Below are 12,991 nucleotides of genomic sequence, written 5' to 3' on the forward strand. Positions count from 1 at the left end.
CCATTTATCACCCGACGCACGGCGAGCCGGTGATGGATCCGCAGCGCTTTGTCCGGCACCTGCTCAGCCACCGCAAGCAGCGCGAGAACCAGATCGTGCGCGGCATCACCGAGGGGCTGGTGACGGTGCCGGCCATGGTGGCGGCCATGTATGCCATGGTGGACGAGCGGCTGCACCCGGCGGCTGGGCGGTCGGTGCTGGCGCATCTGATCGATCTGGAACAGCGCGGGCGGGTGGTGCGCGCGGGCGAAGGCTGGCAATTGACGGGAGTGGCGTGATGGATGTGCGTGTGGGTGCGGGGCTCAATCCGCTGGGCCTGAATCCGTTGGGTCTGGGTATCCCGGCTGTGGACCTGAAGGAAGAAATCGCGCGCCTGAAAAAAGAGCGCAACGCCGTCATTCTTGCGCATTATTATCAAGAGCCGGCGTTGCAGGACATTGCCGATTTCGTCGGTGATTCCCTTGATTTGTCGCGCAAGGCGGCGGCCACCGATGCCGATGTCATCGCGTTTTGCGGCGTCAAGTTCATGGCCGAAGTGGCCAAGATACTGTCCCCGCAGAAAACCGTGATCCTGCCCGATCTCAAGGCCGGATGCAGCCTTGAAGATAGCTGCCCGCCCGAGGAATTCGCCCGCTTCCGCCGCGCGCATCCCGATCACATCAGCCTCACCTACATCAACTGTTCGGCAGCGGTGAAGGCCGAGAGCGACATTATCGTCACATCGTCATCGGCGGAAAAGATCATCAACCAATTGCCGGCCGACCAGAAAATCCTGTTCGCGCCGGACAAGCATCTCGGCGCCTGGTTGAGCCGCAAGACCGGCCGCGACATGCTGTTGTGGGACGGCACCTGCATCGTCCACGAGAAATTCTCGGTGACGGAATTGCTCAAGCTCAAGGCGCATTATCCCGCTGCGCCGGTGCTGGCGCATCCGGAATGTCCGGCCGCCATCCTCGATCTGGCGCATTACATCGGCGCGACCAGCGGTATCCTGAGCTATGCGCTGAACAACCCGGAACCGGTGATGATCGTGGCGACCGAGCCGAACATCATCCACCAGATGCAACTCAAGGCCCCGCACAAGACGTTCATCGGCGCGCCCGGCGCCGACGGCAATTGCGGGTGCAACATGTGTCCCTATATGGCGCTCAACACGCTGGAAAAGCTGTATCTGTGCCTGCGTGACCTGTCGCCGGTCATCACAGTGCCCGAGGATGTGCGCCTGCGCGCCAGGGTCAGCCTCGACCGGATGCTGGAGATGGCGGGATCGGTCAGCGCCGTGCCGGTGCGCGGGGATTAGGGTTCTGGCGCGGCCCGGCGTGCGCCTGTCCTACACGGGGCATTCGTGCGAAGGTCACGCTGCTCTTTCCCATTGCCGAAATCGCTGGCCAATACTGCTTCTGCGTCCTGCCGGCAGATTTTCGAAAAGCTCACGAAACCGTCAACTTCGTCTACTTCCAAATGGGCCATCAAGGCCGGCCCTGGCGGCTGGCCCTGGCGGCTGCCGGGGCCGGATGCGGCGCTTGTCGGTGCCTTCGGGGCAGACTATCGGGGACGCATGATAGCTGATTTCGACCTGGCCGCCTTTGTTGCCGCAACGCTTGCCGAGGACATGGGCGTGGGCGGCGATGTAACCTCGGCTGCGGTTATTCCGGCCGAGGCGCGGCTGACGGCGGTGATGGACAGCCGCGATGCGGTCGTTGTCGCCGGCCTGCCATTGGCGGCGGCGTTCTTCCGGGCGCTGGATGCCGATTGCGCCATCGAGGCACTTGTGGCCGAAGGCGCCGCCGTGCCTGCCGGCACCGACCTGATGCGGATCACCGGCAATGCCCGCGCCCTGCTGACCGCCGAGCGTTCGGCTCTGAACACTGTCCAGCATCTGACCGGCATCGCCACCATGACGCGCAGCTATGTCGATGCCATTGCCGGCACCGGCGCCGTGCTGCTCGATACCCGCAAGACGCTGCCCGGGCTTCGGTTGCTGGAAAAATATGCCGTCCGCATGGGCGGGGCGACCAACCACCGCATGCGGCTGGATGACGGCGTCATGATCAAGGACAATCACATTGCGGTGGTTGGCGGCGTCGGCCCGGCTGTGCGCGCCGCCAAGGCGGCGGGCCTGACCGGCGTGGTGGTGGAGGTGGACACGCTGGAGCAGATTCCCCCGGCGCTGGAGGCCGGCGCCGACCGCTTGCTGCTCGACAACATGGGACCTGACATGCTGCGCGCAGCAGTCGCCATCATCGCAGGCCGCGTGCCGACCGAAGCGTCGGGCGGGGTCAACCTGTCCACCATCCGCGCCATCGCGCAAACCGGCGTCACCTACATCAGCGTCGGCCGCATCACCCAAAGCGCGCCGGCCGCCGATATCGGGCTGGATTACGCCTAGCGCCGATCCAGGTGCCGCCTGATCAGCCTGAGATTGCGGCTGTTGGAGCGGAAGAAAAAGTCGAAGACATCGCCGGCCAGCGGCACCGAGCCCAGCGCGGTATCAAACCCGACATTGGCCAGCATCCGCGCCAGCGTCCAGCGCGACAGCCCGAGGTTGCGCCCCTCCCAGATCAGATACAGCCCGATGGCGCCTGCCACAGCGTCTCCTGCCACAGGCACGAGCCCGATGATGGAATCCAGCCCCAGGCCGATGCGCGTGCCCGGAATGGTCAGGCTGCGTTCCAGCAAGCGTTCGAGCAGGTCGATGCGCGCCCGCACGGCTGCGGTGTCCTGTCCGATCAGCGGTGCCGTCATGTCGGCGAATATGGCCAGCGGGGTTGCTCCAGCGGCGGAAGGCCGGTGAAGCATGACGTGGCCCCGCCGCGCCGCAATGCAAGGCCCTTGCGGTTAATTCTTGCCGAACATGCCCGTTTTGATCTCCCCGCTGCACTGTTTGTCAGGCATGAGCATGTTACCAGCATGTTGCGATGCACATGCGCCAAATGGCGCGCTGCCAACGACGCACTTCCTGCTATGCTGCACAGATGGAACCCGAAACGCCCAGCGCCGCGCGCGCCGAAGAAAAAGCCCGCGCCCTGGCTGGCTTCCAGCTTGTCGAGCGCTTGCTGCTGATCATCATCGCGGTGCTGACGCTGGGTGCCGTCGGCATCGAGCTGGGGCGGGTCGTGCAGGCGCAGACGGTCAATCTCGCCGATATCCTGCTGATGTTCCTGTACACCGAAGTCATTGCGATGATTGCCGTTTTCTACACCAGCAAGGGCTCGCCGTTCGTTTATCCTATCTTCATCGCCATCACGGCGCTGGCTCGGCTGATCGTGTTGCAGGGCAAGGAAATGGCGCCGCAGAACATCGTGTTCGAGGCGTCCGCCATCCTGTTGCTGGCCGTGGCGGCAATGATCATCCTGAAGGTTACACGGACGCCCGGCGCCTAACCCCGCAACATCGCCGGCAGCGCGCCCTGATGGGCGCTGCGCAGCGCCCCCAACTCCAAAGCTTCCCCATTCAGCACCAGTGCCGTGCCGCCGGTTTCGCCCAGCTTCATCGCCGGCACGAGGCAGCGGCCAAGTTCGAAGCCTTGGGCAAGCGTGACGATATAGCGAGCCTGGTCCTCGCCAAAGGCGCTGGCTGCGGTCCATGCGCCATCGATGACGGCGCCGACATCGCCGGCCAGTGCCATTTCGGCCAGTGCCACGGCAATGCCGCCGTCGGACACGTCGTGCACCGCGGTGATCGGCGCGCTTTCGCGCAGCAACGTGATGAAATCGCCGGTCTTGCGCTCGGCAACCAGATCCACTGGCGGCGGCGGGCCTTCCTCGCGGCCCGCGATATGGCGCAGCCACAGCGACTGGCCAAGATGCCCCGGACCGGGGGCGCCGATCAGCCAGATTTCCTGGCCATCGCCCTTGAACGCCAGCGTTGATTGCGTGTCATAATCGGCGATCATGCCGACGCCGCCGATGGCCGGGGTGGGCAGGATGGCGCTGCCGCCGCCCGTCGCACGGCTTTCGTTGTAAAGGCTGACATTGCCCGACACGACCGGATAGTCGAGCGCGAGGCACGCCTGCGACATGCCCTGGATGCAGCCGACGATCTGGCCCATGATGACCGGATTCTGCGGGCTGCCGAAATTCAGGCAGTTGGTGATGGCCAGCGGCTTGGCGCCCACCGAAATCAGGTTGCGCCAGCTTTCGGCCACCGCCTGCTTGCCGCCTTCGACCGGGTCGGCAAAGCAATAGCGCGGGGTGCAGTCGGTAGTGATGGCGAGCGCCTTTTTCGTGCCATGCACACGCACCACCGCCGCATCGCCGCCGGGGCGTTGTAGCGTATCGGCGCCGACCATGTGGTCATACTGTTCCCAGATCCAGCGGCGCGAGCACAGGTCGGACGACGCCATCAGCGCCAGCAGGTCGGCAGCGATGCCGGCGCTTTCGGGCACATCCACCAGCGGCGCGCGCGGCGGCGTCGGCACATGCGGCCGGTCATATTTCGGCGCATCATCGGCCAGCGGCCCGAGCGGGATTTGCCCGACGACCTCGCCGTGGAACGTCATGGTCAGGTCGCCGCCGGCTACCACTTCACCGATGACGGCAAAATCCAGCTCCCATTTTCGGAAGATTGCCTGCGCAAAGGCTTCGCGGCCGGGCTTGAGCACCATGAGCATGCGCTCCTGGCTTTCGGACAGCATCATCTCATAGGGCAGCATGGCGGTTTCGCGGCACGGCACCTTGTCGAGGTCGAGCCGGATGCCGACGCCGCCTTTGGAGGCCATTTCCACCGACGACGATGTCAGGCCGGCGGCCCCCATGTCCTGGATGGCGACAATGGCGTCCGACGCCATCAATTCCAGGCAGGCCTCGATCAACAGCTTTTCGGTGAACGGGTCGCCGACCTGCACGGTCGGGCGCTTTTCGTCCGAATTCTCGTCGAATTCCGCCGAAGCCATGGTGGCGCCGTGGATGCCGTCGCGTCCGGTCTTGGAGCCGACATAGACGACCGGATTGCCCACGCCAGCTGCTGCCGAGTAGAAAATCTTGTCGGTTTTCGCGACGCCGACGGTCATCGCATTGACGATGATATTGCCGTTATACGACGGGTGAAAATTGGTCTCGCCGCCCACGGTCGGCACGCCGACACAATTGCCATAGCCGCCGATGCCGGCAACCACGCCCTTGACCAGATGGCGCATCTTGGGTGCATCAATATCGCCGAAGCGCAGCGCGTTCATGTTGGCGACCGGCCGCGCTCCCATCGTGAACACGTCGCGCAGTATGCCGCCAACCCCGGTGGCTGCACCCTGATACGGCTCTATGAAGCTCGGGTGGTTGTGGCTTTCCATCTTGAAGATGGCGGCATCGCCGTCGCCAATGTCGATGACGCCCGCGTTCTCGCCGGGGCCGCATATCACCCAGGGTGCCTTGGTCGGCAGCGTGGCGAGGTGGATTCGTGACGATTTGTAGGAGCAATGCTCCGACCACATCACCGAAAATATGCCCAGTTCGAGCAGATTGGGCGTGCGGCCCATGGCGGCTTCGATCCGCGCATATTCTTCCGGGGTCAGGCCATGGTCGGCCACGATCTGGGGCGTGATGTCAGATGCTGTGTGAATCATGGCGGCGGCGATAGCGTGTTGCCGACAATCTGTCATCCTGTGGTGCGATACTCAGTTATCGACTCGGAGGAGACAGACCATGAGCAGCGATATCCGCGCCATTGCCGATGATGTCATGGCGTTGGCCAATGCTGGTGATTTCGATGCCATCGGCCAGAAATACTGGGCTGATGACGTCGTGAGTTTCGAGCCGATGGATGGCCCGATGGCGGTGGCCGAAGGCCGTGAAGCCGTGCAGGCCAAGTCGGACTGGTGGAACGGCGCCCATGAGGTGCACAGCGCCAGCGCCCAAGGCCCCTATGTCCATGGTGACCAGTTCGCCGTGCGTTTCACGATGGACGTGACCAATCGCGAATCCGGCCAGCGAATCCAGATGGACGAGGTGGCGCTGTACACCATCGAAGACGGCCAGATCGTCGAGGAACGCTTCTTTTACTGATCAACCAGCCGGCGCAAGGGAGGTGGCCGCAATGTCGCCGCCCGGCAGCAGTTGCTGTTCCGATAAGGCATCTCCCTGTCGGTGACGCTGCATTGGCCATGCAGTGCGGCCATGCCGTCATGCACGGTGTGTCAATTGGATGGATTCGGGTTTGGGCAAACCGCGCCGCCGCGCTAAGGGTCACCAGGGAATATCAGGGCAAGGCCGCACAAATCGATGCCACGCACGCGCGCAGACGGAAAAAAGACCCAGATCGTCGTCGTCGGAGGCGGAGCGGGCGGGCTTGAGCTGGTCACGCGGCTTGGTGCCAATCTGCCGCGTGCCGATTTCGACATCATCCTCGTCGATCGCAACCCGACGCACGTCTGGAAGCCGCTGTTGCATGAGGTCGCCGCTGGCAGCCTCGACGCCAATCTCGACGAGGTCGGCTATCGCGGCCATGCCTTTCGCTGGGGTTATCGCTATTTCGATGGCGCGCTTGAAGGCGTTGACCGCGAGGCCAAGGAAATCCTGATCGCGCCGATCAACGACGAGGATGGCAGCGAAGTCATCGGCCGGCACCGTATCCGATATGATTATCTGGTGCTGGCAGTCGGCAGCGTTTCGAATGATTTCGGCATTACCGGCGTCAAGGAACATTGCCTCGCGCTGGAAACTCGTGCTGACGCTGACCGCTTCCGCCGCCGCCTGCTCAACCAGTGCCTGCGAGTATCACGCCAGATGGTCGCCGATCCAGCCTGTGATGCCTTGGTCAAGGTCGTGATCGTTGGCGGCGGCGCCACCGGCGTCGAACTGGCCGCCGAATTGTTTTCCGCCGCCGATGCGTTGGCCTATTATGGCCTTGAGGTCTTCGACGCCAAGCGACTGAAGGTGACTTTGCTCGAGGCCGGGCCGCGCATTCTGCCGCAATTGCCCGAGCGATTGGCCGAATCGGCCAAGGCCGAACTGGAAAATCTCGGTGTCACCGTGCTGACGCAGACGCAGGTGACCAGCGCGGCCGCCGACGCCATTCATACCAAGGATGGTCAGATCATTGCAGCCGACCTGAAGGTTTGGGCCGCCGGCGTGCGCGGCGCCGATTTTCTGCATGAAATCGGAGGGCTGGAAACCACGCGGGGCAATCTGCTGGTGGTGTTGCCGACGTTGCAGACAACGCGCGACCCGAGCATTTTCGCCATTGGTGACTGCGCGTTCTTCAAGCCCGAAGGCGCCGACCGGCCCATCCCGCCGCGCGCCCAGGCCGCGCACCAGATGGCAGACGCTGCCTATCGCAACATTCGTGCCGCCATCGCCGGCAAGCCGCTGGTGCCATTCGTGTACAAGGACAATGGCAGCCTGGTCAGCCTTGCCCGTTATTCGACAGTCGGCAGCCTGATGGGCAATCTTGTCGGCGGCCGCATGGCCATCGAGGGCCGGCTGGCGCGGCTGGTCTATACGTCGCTGTATCGCATGCACCTGATCGCCATCCATGGCTGGATCAAGGGACTGTCGCTTCTGCTCGTCGGCCATGTCAACCAGGTGGTGCGGCCCAAGTTGAAGCTGCATTGAGGTCGTGAATCACGATCGATAAAAAAGGGGCCGCCGGCTTGCGCCGCCGGCCCCTTTTTCGTGTTTGCGCGGACTCAGGCAGCCACGGCTGTCTGGCGACGACGACGCATCGTTGCGCCAATCAAGCCAAAGCCGGCCATCAGCATGGCCCAGCTTGCCGGTTCCGGCACGGCGAGATCATAGCCCATGGTGTCAAAGGCGATGAGGTCGAGCTTGGTGATGTTCATCCGGGGACGGCTGCCGTTCGGGCCGCTTGCGGTCGGGTCCATGATGCCGATCGGCGGGAAGATGTTCAGCGCCGAATCGTCCTTCCAGTGACTGGCCTGGCGGCCATCACCATTGAACGATCCCGTCGACAGCAAGGTCAGGCAATTCTGCCCGCCATTGATCGAGAAGCACGGGGTGCCGCCGATCGACCAGTCAAGGATACGGTCAGTGCCGAAATTGCCGTAACGGTTGAGGTCATGGACAGTGCCCCAGCCAATGTTGTTCAGGCCGCGGGCGCCATTGGGTGCGGCGCGGTTTGGCAGGGCGTTTTGATCGGCCAGATCGACGCCGGAACGAAAGCCGAGCGCATGGCCGATTTCATGGGCGGCAACGCCGACAAAATCGATGGCGCCCGGCGTGATGCCGTCGCTGGGGTCGAAGTCCCAGATGAACAGCGTGCTGAACTGCACCGTGCCGTCGCGGCCGCCGGCATTGGTGCCAGCATTGTAGACAGGGTTGAGGCCGAGCGCCTTCACCTGTGCCGTGTTGATCTGGATGTTGTTGTTGTCGAAGGTGTTGTTGTTGTCGAGGAAGCGCAGGCGCGCATCGATCGGGCCGGTGACCGGCGGCTCGTTGCTGACGAACGACAGCGGTCCGGCCTGCAACGCGGCAACAGATGAGCGGTCCCACACCGATTTGGCGTCGGTGCCCAGCACGCTCGCAAGGCCGGCATAGTTGATGGTGTTGGTCGTCGAACCGGTCGAACCCAGGATGTTGGGGCCAAGCTGCGCAAAGCGCACGTCGAGACGGATGGTGATCGGATCCTTCAGGACCCTGGACCACAAGGCGGCAGCCGCTTCAAAGCCGGCGCGCGCCTGGGAACCGACACCGACACCGCCCAGATCGTTGAGGAAGAACGTCATGCCGCCGCCAGCCGTGCTGGCAGACTGTGCCAGAAGCGACGAGCCGCCGCCTGTGCCGACCGTGCCTTCGTTGCTGGTGAACTGATGTCCGCAGGTGCCGTTATGGACATGGCCCTGCGCCATGGCCGAGCCCGATGATGCAAGCAACAATGCCGCTGCAAGAATTCGCATGTGTATTCCCCTTTTGAAGATCAAGAATCGCTAGTCCCCGAACGCTCATTACAATTCGTCAACGAGCGATGCAATTCGCAAAAAGACAGCCAAATCAAAATGATACATAGTTACATGAGTTGCGTCATCACGCATCGAATTCAAGAATTTCAGGGATGCGGGTAAAGGCAATGCGAGGGCCGCCGGACCGCGTGGCGCCATGCAGATCGTGGCCCAATGTGACGGCATCGCGCCCCCAGCGGCTGTTGACCTTGTCCATGGCCTCCGACAGCGCCCGGCGCCGTGTTTCGGTATTTGCATCGACCAGTCCCGCGCAGTCCAGCAAGTCGCCCTGCACGGCATCGGCGTCGGTCAGTTCCGCCAGCGTGATGCCGACTTGCAGCAACCGGACCGCGCCGAATGCGTCCAGCATCTGCTGCCACAGCTGCTCCATCACGGCGACCAGCGACAGCGAATCGATGATCTGCGGCAATTTCGTGCCGCCCTTCCAGCGCGTGCTGCGCGTTTCGCCCTCCCTGCGCGCCTCGCTCTTGACCATCAGGCCCAGCCAGCCGGCGCGCTTGCCGGCCTGCCGCAGTCGCGTGCCAGCCTTCATCACCAGCCGCCGCGTCACCAGCCGGGCGCGTTCGGGGCTTCGCTTGTCGGGACCGAGCACGTGCGAATGGCCGATGCTTTTCTGGTCGTGGCGGGTTTCGGCAATTTCCGCACCCTTGAGCAGCCAGTGCATGCGCGCGCCCCAGACGCTGCCCCAGGCCAATTGTGCCTCGTGCGCCGACAGGGCCAGCAGCCGTTCCATGGTGACAATGCCGGCCGCCGCCAGCCGCCGTTCCATGTTGCGGCCCACGCCGGGAATGTCCGACAGCTTGAGGCGCGATAGCCGTTCGTGCAGCGTGTCTGCCGTCAATATGGTCAAGCCATCGGGCTTTTGCATGTCGGCGGCCATCTTGGCGAGCAGCCGGTTGGGCGCAGCGCCGATCGAGGATGTGAGGCAGGTGCCGACATTGGCAGCAACGCCGGCCTTGATGCGGGCCGCCAATGCCGCAACTGCTCCTGCGCTGTTTTCATTGTCCATCAACTGGCAGGCCACTTCGTCGATGGAACAGACCATCGTTACCGGGACATGGCGGGCGACCTCGGCGATGACCTTGTGGTGAAAGCGGACATAGTCGCCGTGACGGCCCGGCACCACGACCAGATCGCGGCACAGAGCCCGCGCCTCCCAGATCTTCGTGCCGGTGCGGATGCCGAATGCCTTTGCCTCGTAGCTGGCGGCAATGGCGCTGGTGGAATCCGTGTCCACCGGCGCCACCACCACGGGCCGTCCGCGTAGAGCCGGGTCGAGCTGCTGTTCGACGCTGGCGAAATAGCTGTTCAGATCAAGGTACAGCCAGCGAAGGGGCGGCGAATCAATCATATCTGTTTGTCGCACAAACGGAACAAAAAAGGAACAAGTGTGGCGAGGGCTGTTGCGCCGCGTCGCTTGCGGGTAAACCGGCACCATGAGCGTCATCTCCGAAATTGCAGAACCCGCAGGTGTCACCGCTGTTGCCGCCGATGCGCTGGCAGGCAGGCAACTGCGCTTTTATGATTTTGCCATGGCGGCGTTTGCCGTCATCCTGATCTGTTCCAACCTGATCGGTGCGGGCAAGCAGGCGGCCGTAACGCTGCCCTTTTTCGGCCAGATGACGTTCGGTGCCGGCATATTGTTCTTCCCGCTGGGCTATGTGCTCGGCGATGTGCTGACCGAAGTCTATGGCTATGCCCGTGCGCGCCGGGTGGTCTGGGTCGGCTTTACCGCTTCGATCTTCACCGCTTTCATGGCCTTTGTCGTGGTCTCGATTCCCCCTGCGCCGGGCTGGGACGGGCAGGAAACGCTGGCCGCCGTTTTCGGCCAGACCCCGCGCATATTTCTTGCGTCCATCACGGCCTTTTGGGCCGGCGAGTTTGCCAATTCCTTCGTGCTGGCGCGCATGAAGGTCTGGACCGGCGGCAAGCACCTGTGGACGCGCACCATTGGTTCAACGGTCGTGGGGCAGGGGGTGGACAGCCTGATTTTCTATCCGCTGGCGTTTCTGGGCGTGTGGGACACGTCGGCAGTCATCACCGTGGCGTTGACCAACTACGGGCTCAAAGTGCTGTGGGAAGCGTTGCTGACCCCGGTCACCTACCGCATCGTCGCCTGGTTCAAGCGCGCCGAGGGGTTGGACGTGTTCGACACGGCCACCGATTTCTCGCCGTTCAAGACTCGGGTGTAAATGGCGGTGTTACGGGCGGCGTAACGGGGATTTCCATCAGGTCGCGCCCGACGATGATTGGTCCCTTGTAGGCGCGGGCTGCCGCGCCGGCCCATTGGCTGTCTGTTATGCTGCTGTCCCCGCCCGGCACGAAATGGCTGAGCACCAGCATGCCGACACCGGCCGCCGCTGCGATCTCGCCCGCCTGTTCTGCCGTCGTGTGGCTGGCGAGCAGATGTTCCCGCAGCCGCGTGGCGTTGGTTTCGGTGGCGAGCAGCCGCTCCAATGCCGGCATGTACATCGCCTCGTGAACCAGCACATCGGCGCCGCGTGCCAGTGCGGCCAGTGCCTTGCTGGGGCGGGTATCGCCGGAAAACACCACTGACCGGCCCGGCGAGTCGAAACGATAGGCATAGCTGTTCGTCAGCGGCGGGTGTTCTACCCGCGCCGCAGTGACCTTCAATGCCGGCGTGTCGATCAGCACTGCTGGTCCGGTTATCTCGCGCGCCGATACCATGCGCGCCAGATCGGGCCGGCCTTCATCGGCCATGCGGGTGCGGATATCGACCGCCTGCATCTTCAGGAACTGGCGGGTCATTGCGGCCAGCGGCGGTGGGCCGAACAGCTGCACCTGCCGCGCCAGCGGACCAGACCAGGCCAGCCAGGGCAGGGTCATGAAATCGGCATTGTGATCGCTGTGATGGTGGCTGATGAACACCCCTGCCAGCGAACGGAGCGGCAAGCCGGCGGCGACCAATTGGCGTGCCACACCGTTGCCGGTATCGATGACATACAGGGCGTCTCCGACCATGACGGCGGCGCCAGGCGCGGCGCGGGCGGCCTTGGGCGTTGGTCCGCCGGCGGTGCCAAGCAGGATGATACGCATCACCGGCGCGTCGGCGGCCCGGGCCGTGCCTGTCAGAAAGGGCAACGCTAGCGCTGCGCCAAGCAGTTGCCGGCGATCAGCCAAGCGCGGAGGCCAGCGCCTCGAACATGCGGCGGCCATCGGTGCCGCCCTGTTCCGGTTCGATCAGCCGTTCGGGGTGCGGCATCAGGCCAAGCACATTGCCGGCGGCATTGAGAATTCCGGCAATTTGCCGGGCCGAACCATTGACCGGCTCGCCGTAGCGCAGCGCCACCCGGCCTTCGCCTTCGAGTCGGTCGAGCGTTTCGGCATCGGCGACGAAATTGCCGTCATGATGAGCTACGGGCAGCGTGATCGTCTCGCCCGCGTCATAGCGGCTGGTAAACACTGACTGGGTACTTTCGACGATCAGCGGCACATCGCGGCAAACGAAATCAAGGCCGGCGTTGCGCATCAATGCGCCCGGCAGCAGCCCTGCTTCGGTGAGGATCTGGAAGCCGTTGCAGATGCCGAGCACGGCGCGGCCCTCGCTTGCGGCGCGCACCACCGCCTGCATGACCGGCGAGCGCGACGCCATGGCACCGGAGCGCAGGTAATCGCCATAAGAAAAACCGCCTGGCACGCCGATGAGGTCGAGGCCGCCCGGCAAGTCGGTATCGCCATGCCATACCATGTGCGGCGCGGTGCCGGTCACCTTGCGCAGCGCGTCGGCGAGATCCCGGTCGCAATTGGAGCCGGGGAACACGACGACTGCGGTCCTCACAGCACTTCGACCCGGTAATTTTCGATGACCGTGTTGGCGAGAAGCTTTTTCGCCATGTCCTCGATGACCGAAACGGGCGTCCCGTCGGCAAGGTCGAGTTCGATCACCTTGCCGGCACGGACATCACCGACGCCGGCAAAGCCGAGCCCGGACAGGGCAGCGGCAATCGCGCGCCCCTGCGGATCAAGTACGCCGGATTTCAGGGTGACGGTGACGCGGGCTTTCATGGGCGCGGCTTTAGGCCCTGAGCGCGCGCCGGGCAAGAGGCGCGAAACCGCTTG

The 12,991-nt window shown here is 63.9% G+C and carries 12 protein-coding genes and 3 pseudogenes; 7 read left to right on the plus strand and 8 right to left on the minus strand.

Annotation, left to right across the window (positions count from 1 at the left end):
• From RMQ73_RS10765 to nadC, 3 genes and pseudogenes are all read left to right on the plus strand, one after another.
• A pseudogene (locus RMQ73_RS10765) lies at positions 1-278 on the plus strand (MBL fold metallo-hydrolase); the annotation flags it as partial.
• Positions 278-1,300: a quinolinate synthase NadA gene (gene nadA, locus RMQ73_RS10770; protein WP_310498230.1), complete on the plus strand. Its 1,023-nt coding sequence runs from the start codon at positions 278-280 to the stop codon at positions 1,298-1,300. The pseudogene RMQ73_RS10765 and the gene nadA, both read left to right, overlap by 1 nt.
• Before the next feature lie 258 nt (positions 1,301-1,558).
• On the plus strand, positions 1,559-2,389 hold the full coding sequence (gene nadC / locus RMQ73_RS10775; protein ID WP_310498231.1) for a carboxylating nicotinate-nucleotide diphosphorylase: 831 nt from the start codon (positions 1,559-1,561) through the stop codon (positions 2,387-2,389).
• Here the strand turns inward: nadC and RMQ73_RS10780 are convergent.
• The gene (locus RMQ73_RS10780) at positions 2,386-2,745 is read right to left on the minus strand and encodes a DUF4112 domain-containing protein (protein WP_310498232.1); all 360 of its coding nucleotides are present in this window, start codon (positions 2,743-2,745) and stop codon (positions 2,386-2,388) included. The two genes, nadC and RMQ73_RS10780, sit on opposite strands and share 4 nt — an antisense overlap.
• 230 nt (positions 2,746-2,975) lie before the next feature.
• Between RMQ73_RS10780 and RMQ73_RS10785 the strand changes: the two genes are divergently transcribed.
• Positions 2,976-3,383 carry a phosphate-starvation-inducible PsiE family protein gene (locus RMQ73_RS10785; protein WP_310498233.1) on the plus strand — a complete coding sequence of 136 codons (408 nt, stop codon included), beginning with the start codon at positions 2,976-2,978 and terminating at the stop codon, positions 3,381-3,383.
• Here the strand turns inward: RMQ73_RS10785 and purL are convergent.
• Positions 3,380-5,560 (minus strand): phosphoribosylformylglycinamidine synthase subunit PurL, encoded by a 2,181-nt coding sequence (gene purL / locus RMQ73_RS10790; protein WP_310498234.1) that lies wholly within the window; start codon positions 5,558-5,560, stop codon positions 3,380-3,382. The two genes, RMQ73_RS10785 and purL, sit on opposite strands and share 4 nt — an antisense overlap.
• Positions 5,561-5,639: 79 nt before the next feature.
• Here purL and RMQ73_RS10795 point away from each other — a divergent pair, with 79 nt between their 5' ends.
• Positions 5,640-5,999, plus strand: coding sequence for a nuclear transport factor 2 family protein (locus RMQ73_RS10795; RefSeq protein WP_310498235.1), 360 nt, complete (start codon positions 5,640-5,642; stop codon positions 5,997-5,999).
• 216 nt (positions 6,000-6,215) lie between these two features.
• Complete coding sequence (locus RMQ73_RS10800) at positions 6,216-7,547, plus strand: NAD(P)/FAD-dependent oxidoreductase (protein ID WP_310498236.1); 1,332 nt, start codon at positions 6,216-6,218, stop codon at positions 7,545-7,547.
• A gap of 74 nt (positions 7,548-7,621) precedes the next feature.
• Here the strand turns inward: RMQ73_RS10800 and RMQ73_RS14290 are convergent.
• The 3 genes and pseudogenes from RMQ73_RS14290 to RMQ73_RS10810 form a co-directional block, all read right to left on the minus strand.
• Positions 7,622-7,720, minus strand: a pseudogene (locus tag RMQ73_RS14290) (PEPxxWA-CTERM sorting domain-containing protein); the annotation flags it as partial.
• 15 nt (positions 7,721-7,735) lie between these two features.
• Positions 7,736-8,848: pseudogene (locus tag RMQ73_RS10805) on the minus strand (NF038122 family metalloprotease); the annotation flags it as partial.
• A 127-nt stretch (positions 8,849-8,975) separates the two neighbouring features.
• Positions 8,976-10,262 (minus strand): type VI secretion protein ImpB, encoded by a 1,287-nt coding sequence (locus RMQ73_RS10810; protein WP_310498239.1) that lies wholly within the window; start codon positions 10,260-10,262, stop codon positions 8,976-8,978.
• 85 nt (positions 10,263-10,347) lie between these two features.
• Between RMQ73_RS10810 and RMQ73_RS10815 the strand changes: the two genes are divergently transcribed.
• On the plus strand, positions 10,348-11,103 hold the full coding sequence (locus tag RMQ73_RS10815; RefSeq protein WP_310498240.1) for a queuosine precursor transporter: 756 nt from the start codon (positions 10,348-10,350) through the stop codon (positions 11,101-11,103).
• Here RMQ73_RS10815 and RMQ73_RS10820 read toward each other — a convergent pair.
• From RMQ73_RS10820 to purS, 3 genes are all read right to left on the minus strand, one after another.
• Entirely contained in the window at positions 11,087-11,968 is an 882-nt protein-coding gene (locus RMQ73_RS10820; RefSeq protein WP_310498241.1) for an MBL fold metallo-hydrolase, read from the minus strand. The two genes, RMQ73_RS10815 and RMQ73_RS10820, sit on opposite strands and share 17 nt — an antisense overlap.
• Before the next feature lie 76 nt (positions 11,969-12,044).
• Positions 12,045-12,710 (minus strand): phosphoribosylformylglycinamidine synthase subunit PurQ, encoded by a 666-nt coding sequence (gene purQ / locus RMQ73_RS10825; RefSeq protein WP_310498243.1) that lies wholly within the window; start codon positions 12,708-12,710, stop codon positions 12,045-12,047.
• Positions 12,707-12,937 carry a phosphoribosylformylglycinamidine synthase subunit PurS gene (gene purS, locus RMQ73_RS10830; protein ID WP_310498244.1) on the minus strand — a complete coding sequence of 77 codons (231 nt, stop codon included), beginning with the start codon at positions 12,935-12,937 and terminating at the stop codon, positions 12,707-12,709. The genes purQ and purS overlap by 4 nt, the downstream gene beginning before the upstream one ends.
• Positions 12,938-12,991 lie beyond the last annotated feature (54 nt).

Origin of the sequence: Sandarakinorhabdus sp. (assembly GCF_031430775.1) — a bacterium.
Lineage (GTDB): Bacteria > Pseudomonadota > Alphaproteobacteria > Sphingomonadales > Sphingomonadaceae > Sandarakinorhabdus.

Excerpts from the sequence above, each read along its gene's own strand:
- nadA (WP_310498230.1), top strand. The coding sequence starts at position 278 with ATGGATGTGCGTGTGGGTGCGGGGCTCAATCCGCTGGGCCTGAATCCG.
- nadC (WP_310498231.1), top strand. The coding sequence starts at position 1,559 with ATGATAGCTGATTTCGACCTGGCCGCCTTTGTTGCCGCAACGCTTGCC.
- RMQ73_RS10780 (WP_310498232.1), bottom strand. The coding sequence starts at position 2,745 with ATGACGGCACCGCTGATCGGACAGGACACCGCAGCCGTGCGGGCGCGC.
- RMQ73_RS10785 (WP_310498233.1), top strand. The coding sequence starts at position 2,976 with ATGGAACCCGAAACGCCCAGCGCCGCGCGCGCCGAAGAAAAAGCCCGC.
- purL (WP_310498234.1), bottom strand. The coding sequence starts at position 5,560 with ATGATTCACACAGCATCTGACATCACGCCCCAGATCGTGGCCGACCAT.
- RMQ73_RS10795 (WP_310498235.1), top strand. The coding sequence starts at position 5,640 with ATGAGCAGCGATATCCGCGCCATTGCCGATGATGTCATGGCGTTGGCC.
- RMQ73_RS10800 (WP_310498236.1), top strand. The coding sequence starts at position 6,216 with ATGCCACGCACGCGCGCAGACGGAAAAAAGACCCAGATCGTCGTCGTC.
- RMQ73_RS10810 (WP_310498239.1), bottom strand. The coding sequence starts at position 10,262 with ATGATTGATTCGCCGCCCCTTCGCTGGCTGTACCTTGATCTGAACAGC.
- RMQ73_RS10815 (WP_310498240.1), top strand. The coding sequence starts at position 10,348 with ATGAGCGTCATCTCCGAAATTGCAGAACCCGCAGGTGTCACCGCTGTT.
- RMQ73_RS10820 (WP_310498241.1), bottom strand. The coding sequence starts at position 11,968 with ATGCGTATCATCCTGCTTGGCACCGCCGGCGGACCAACGCCCAAGGCC.
- purS (WP_310498244.1), bottom strand. The coding sequence starts at position 12,937 with ATGAAAGCCCGCGTCACCGTCACCCTGAAATCCGGCGTACTTGATCCG.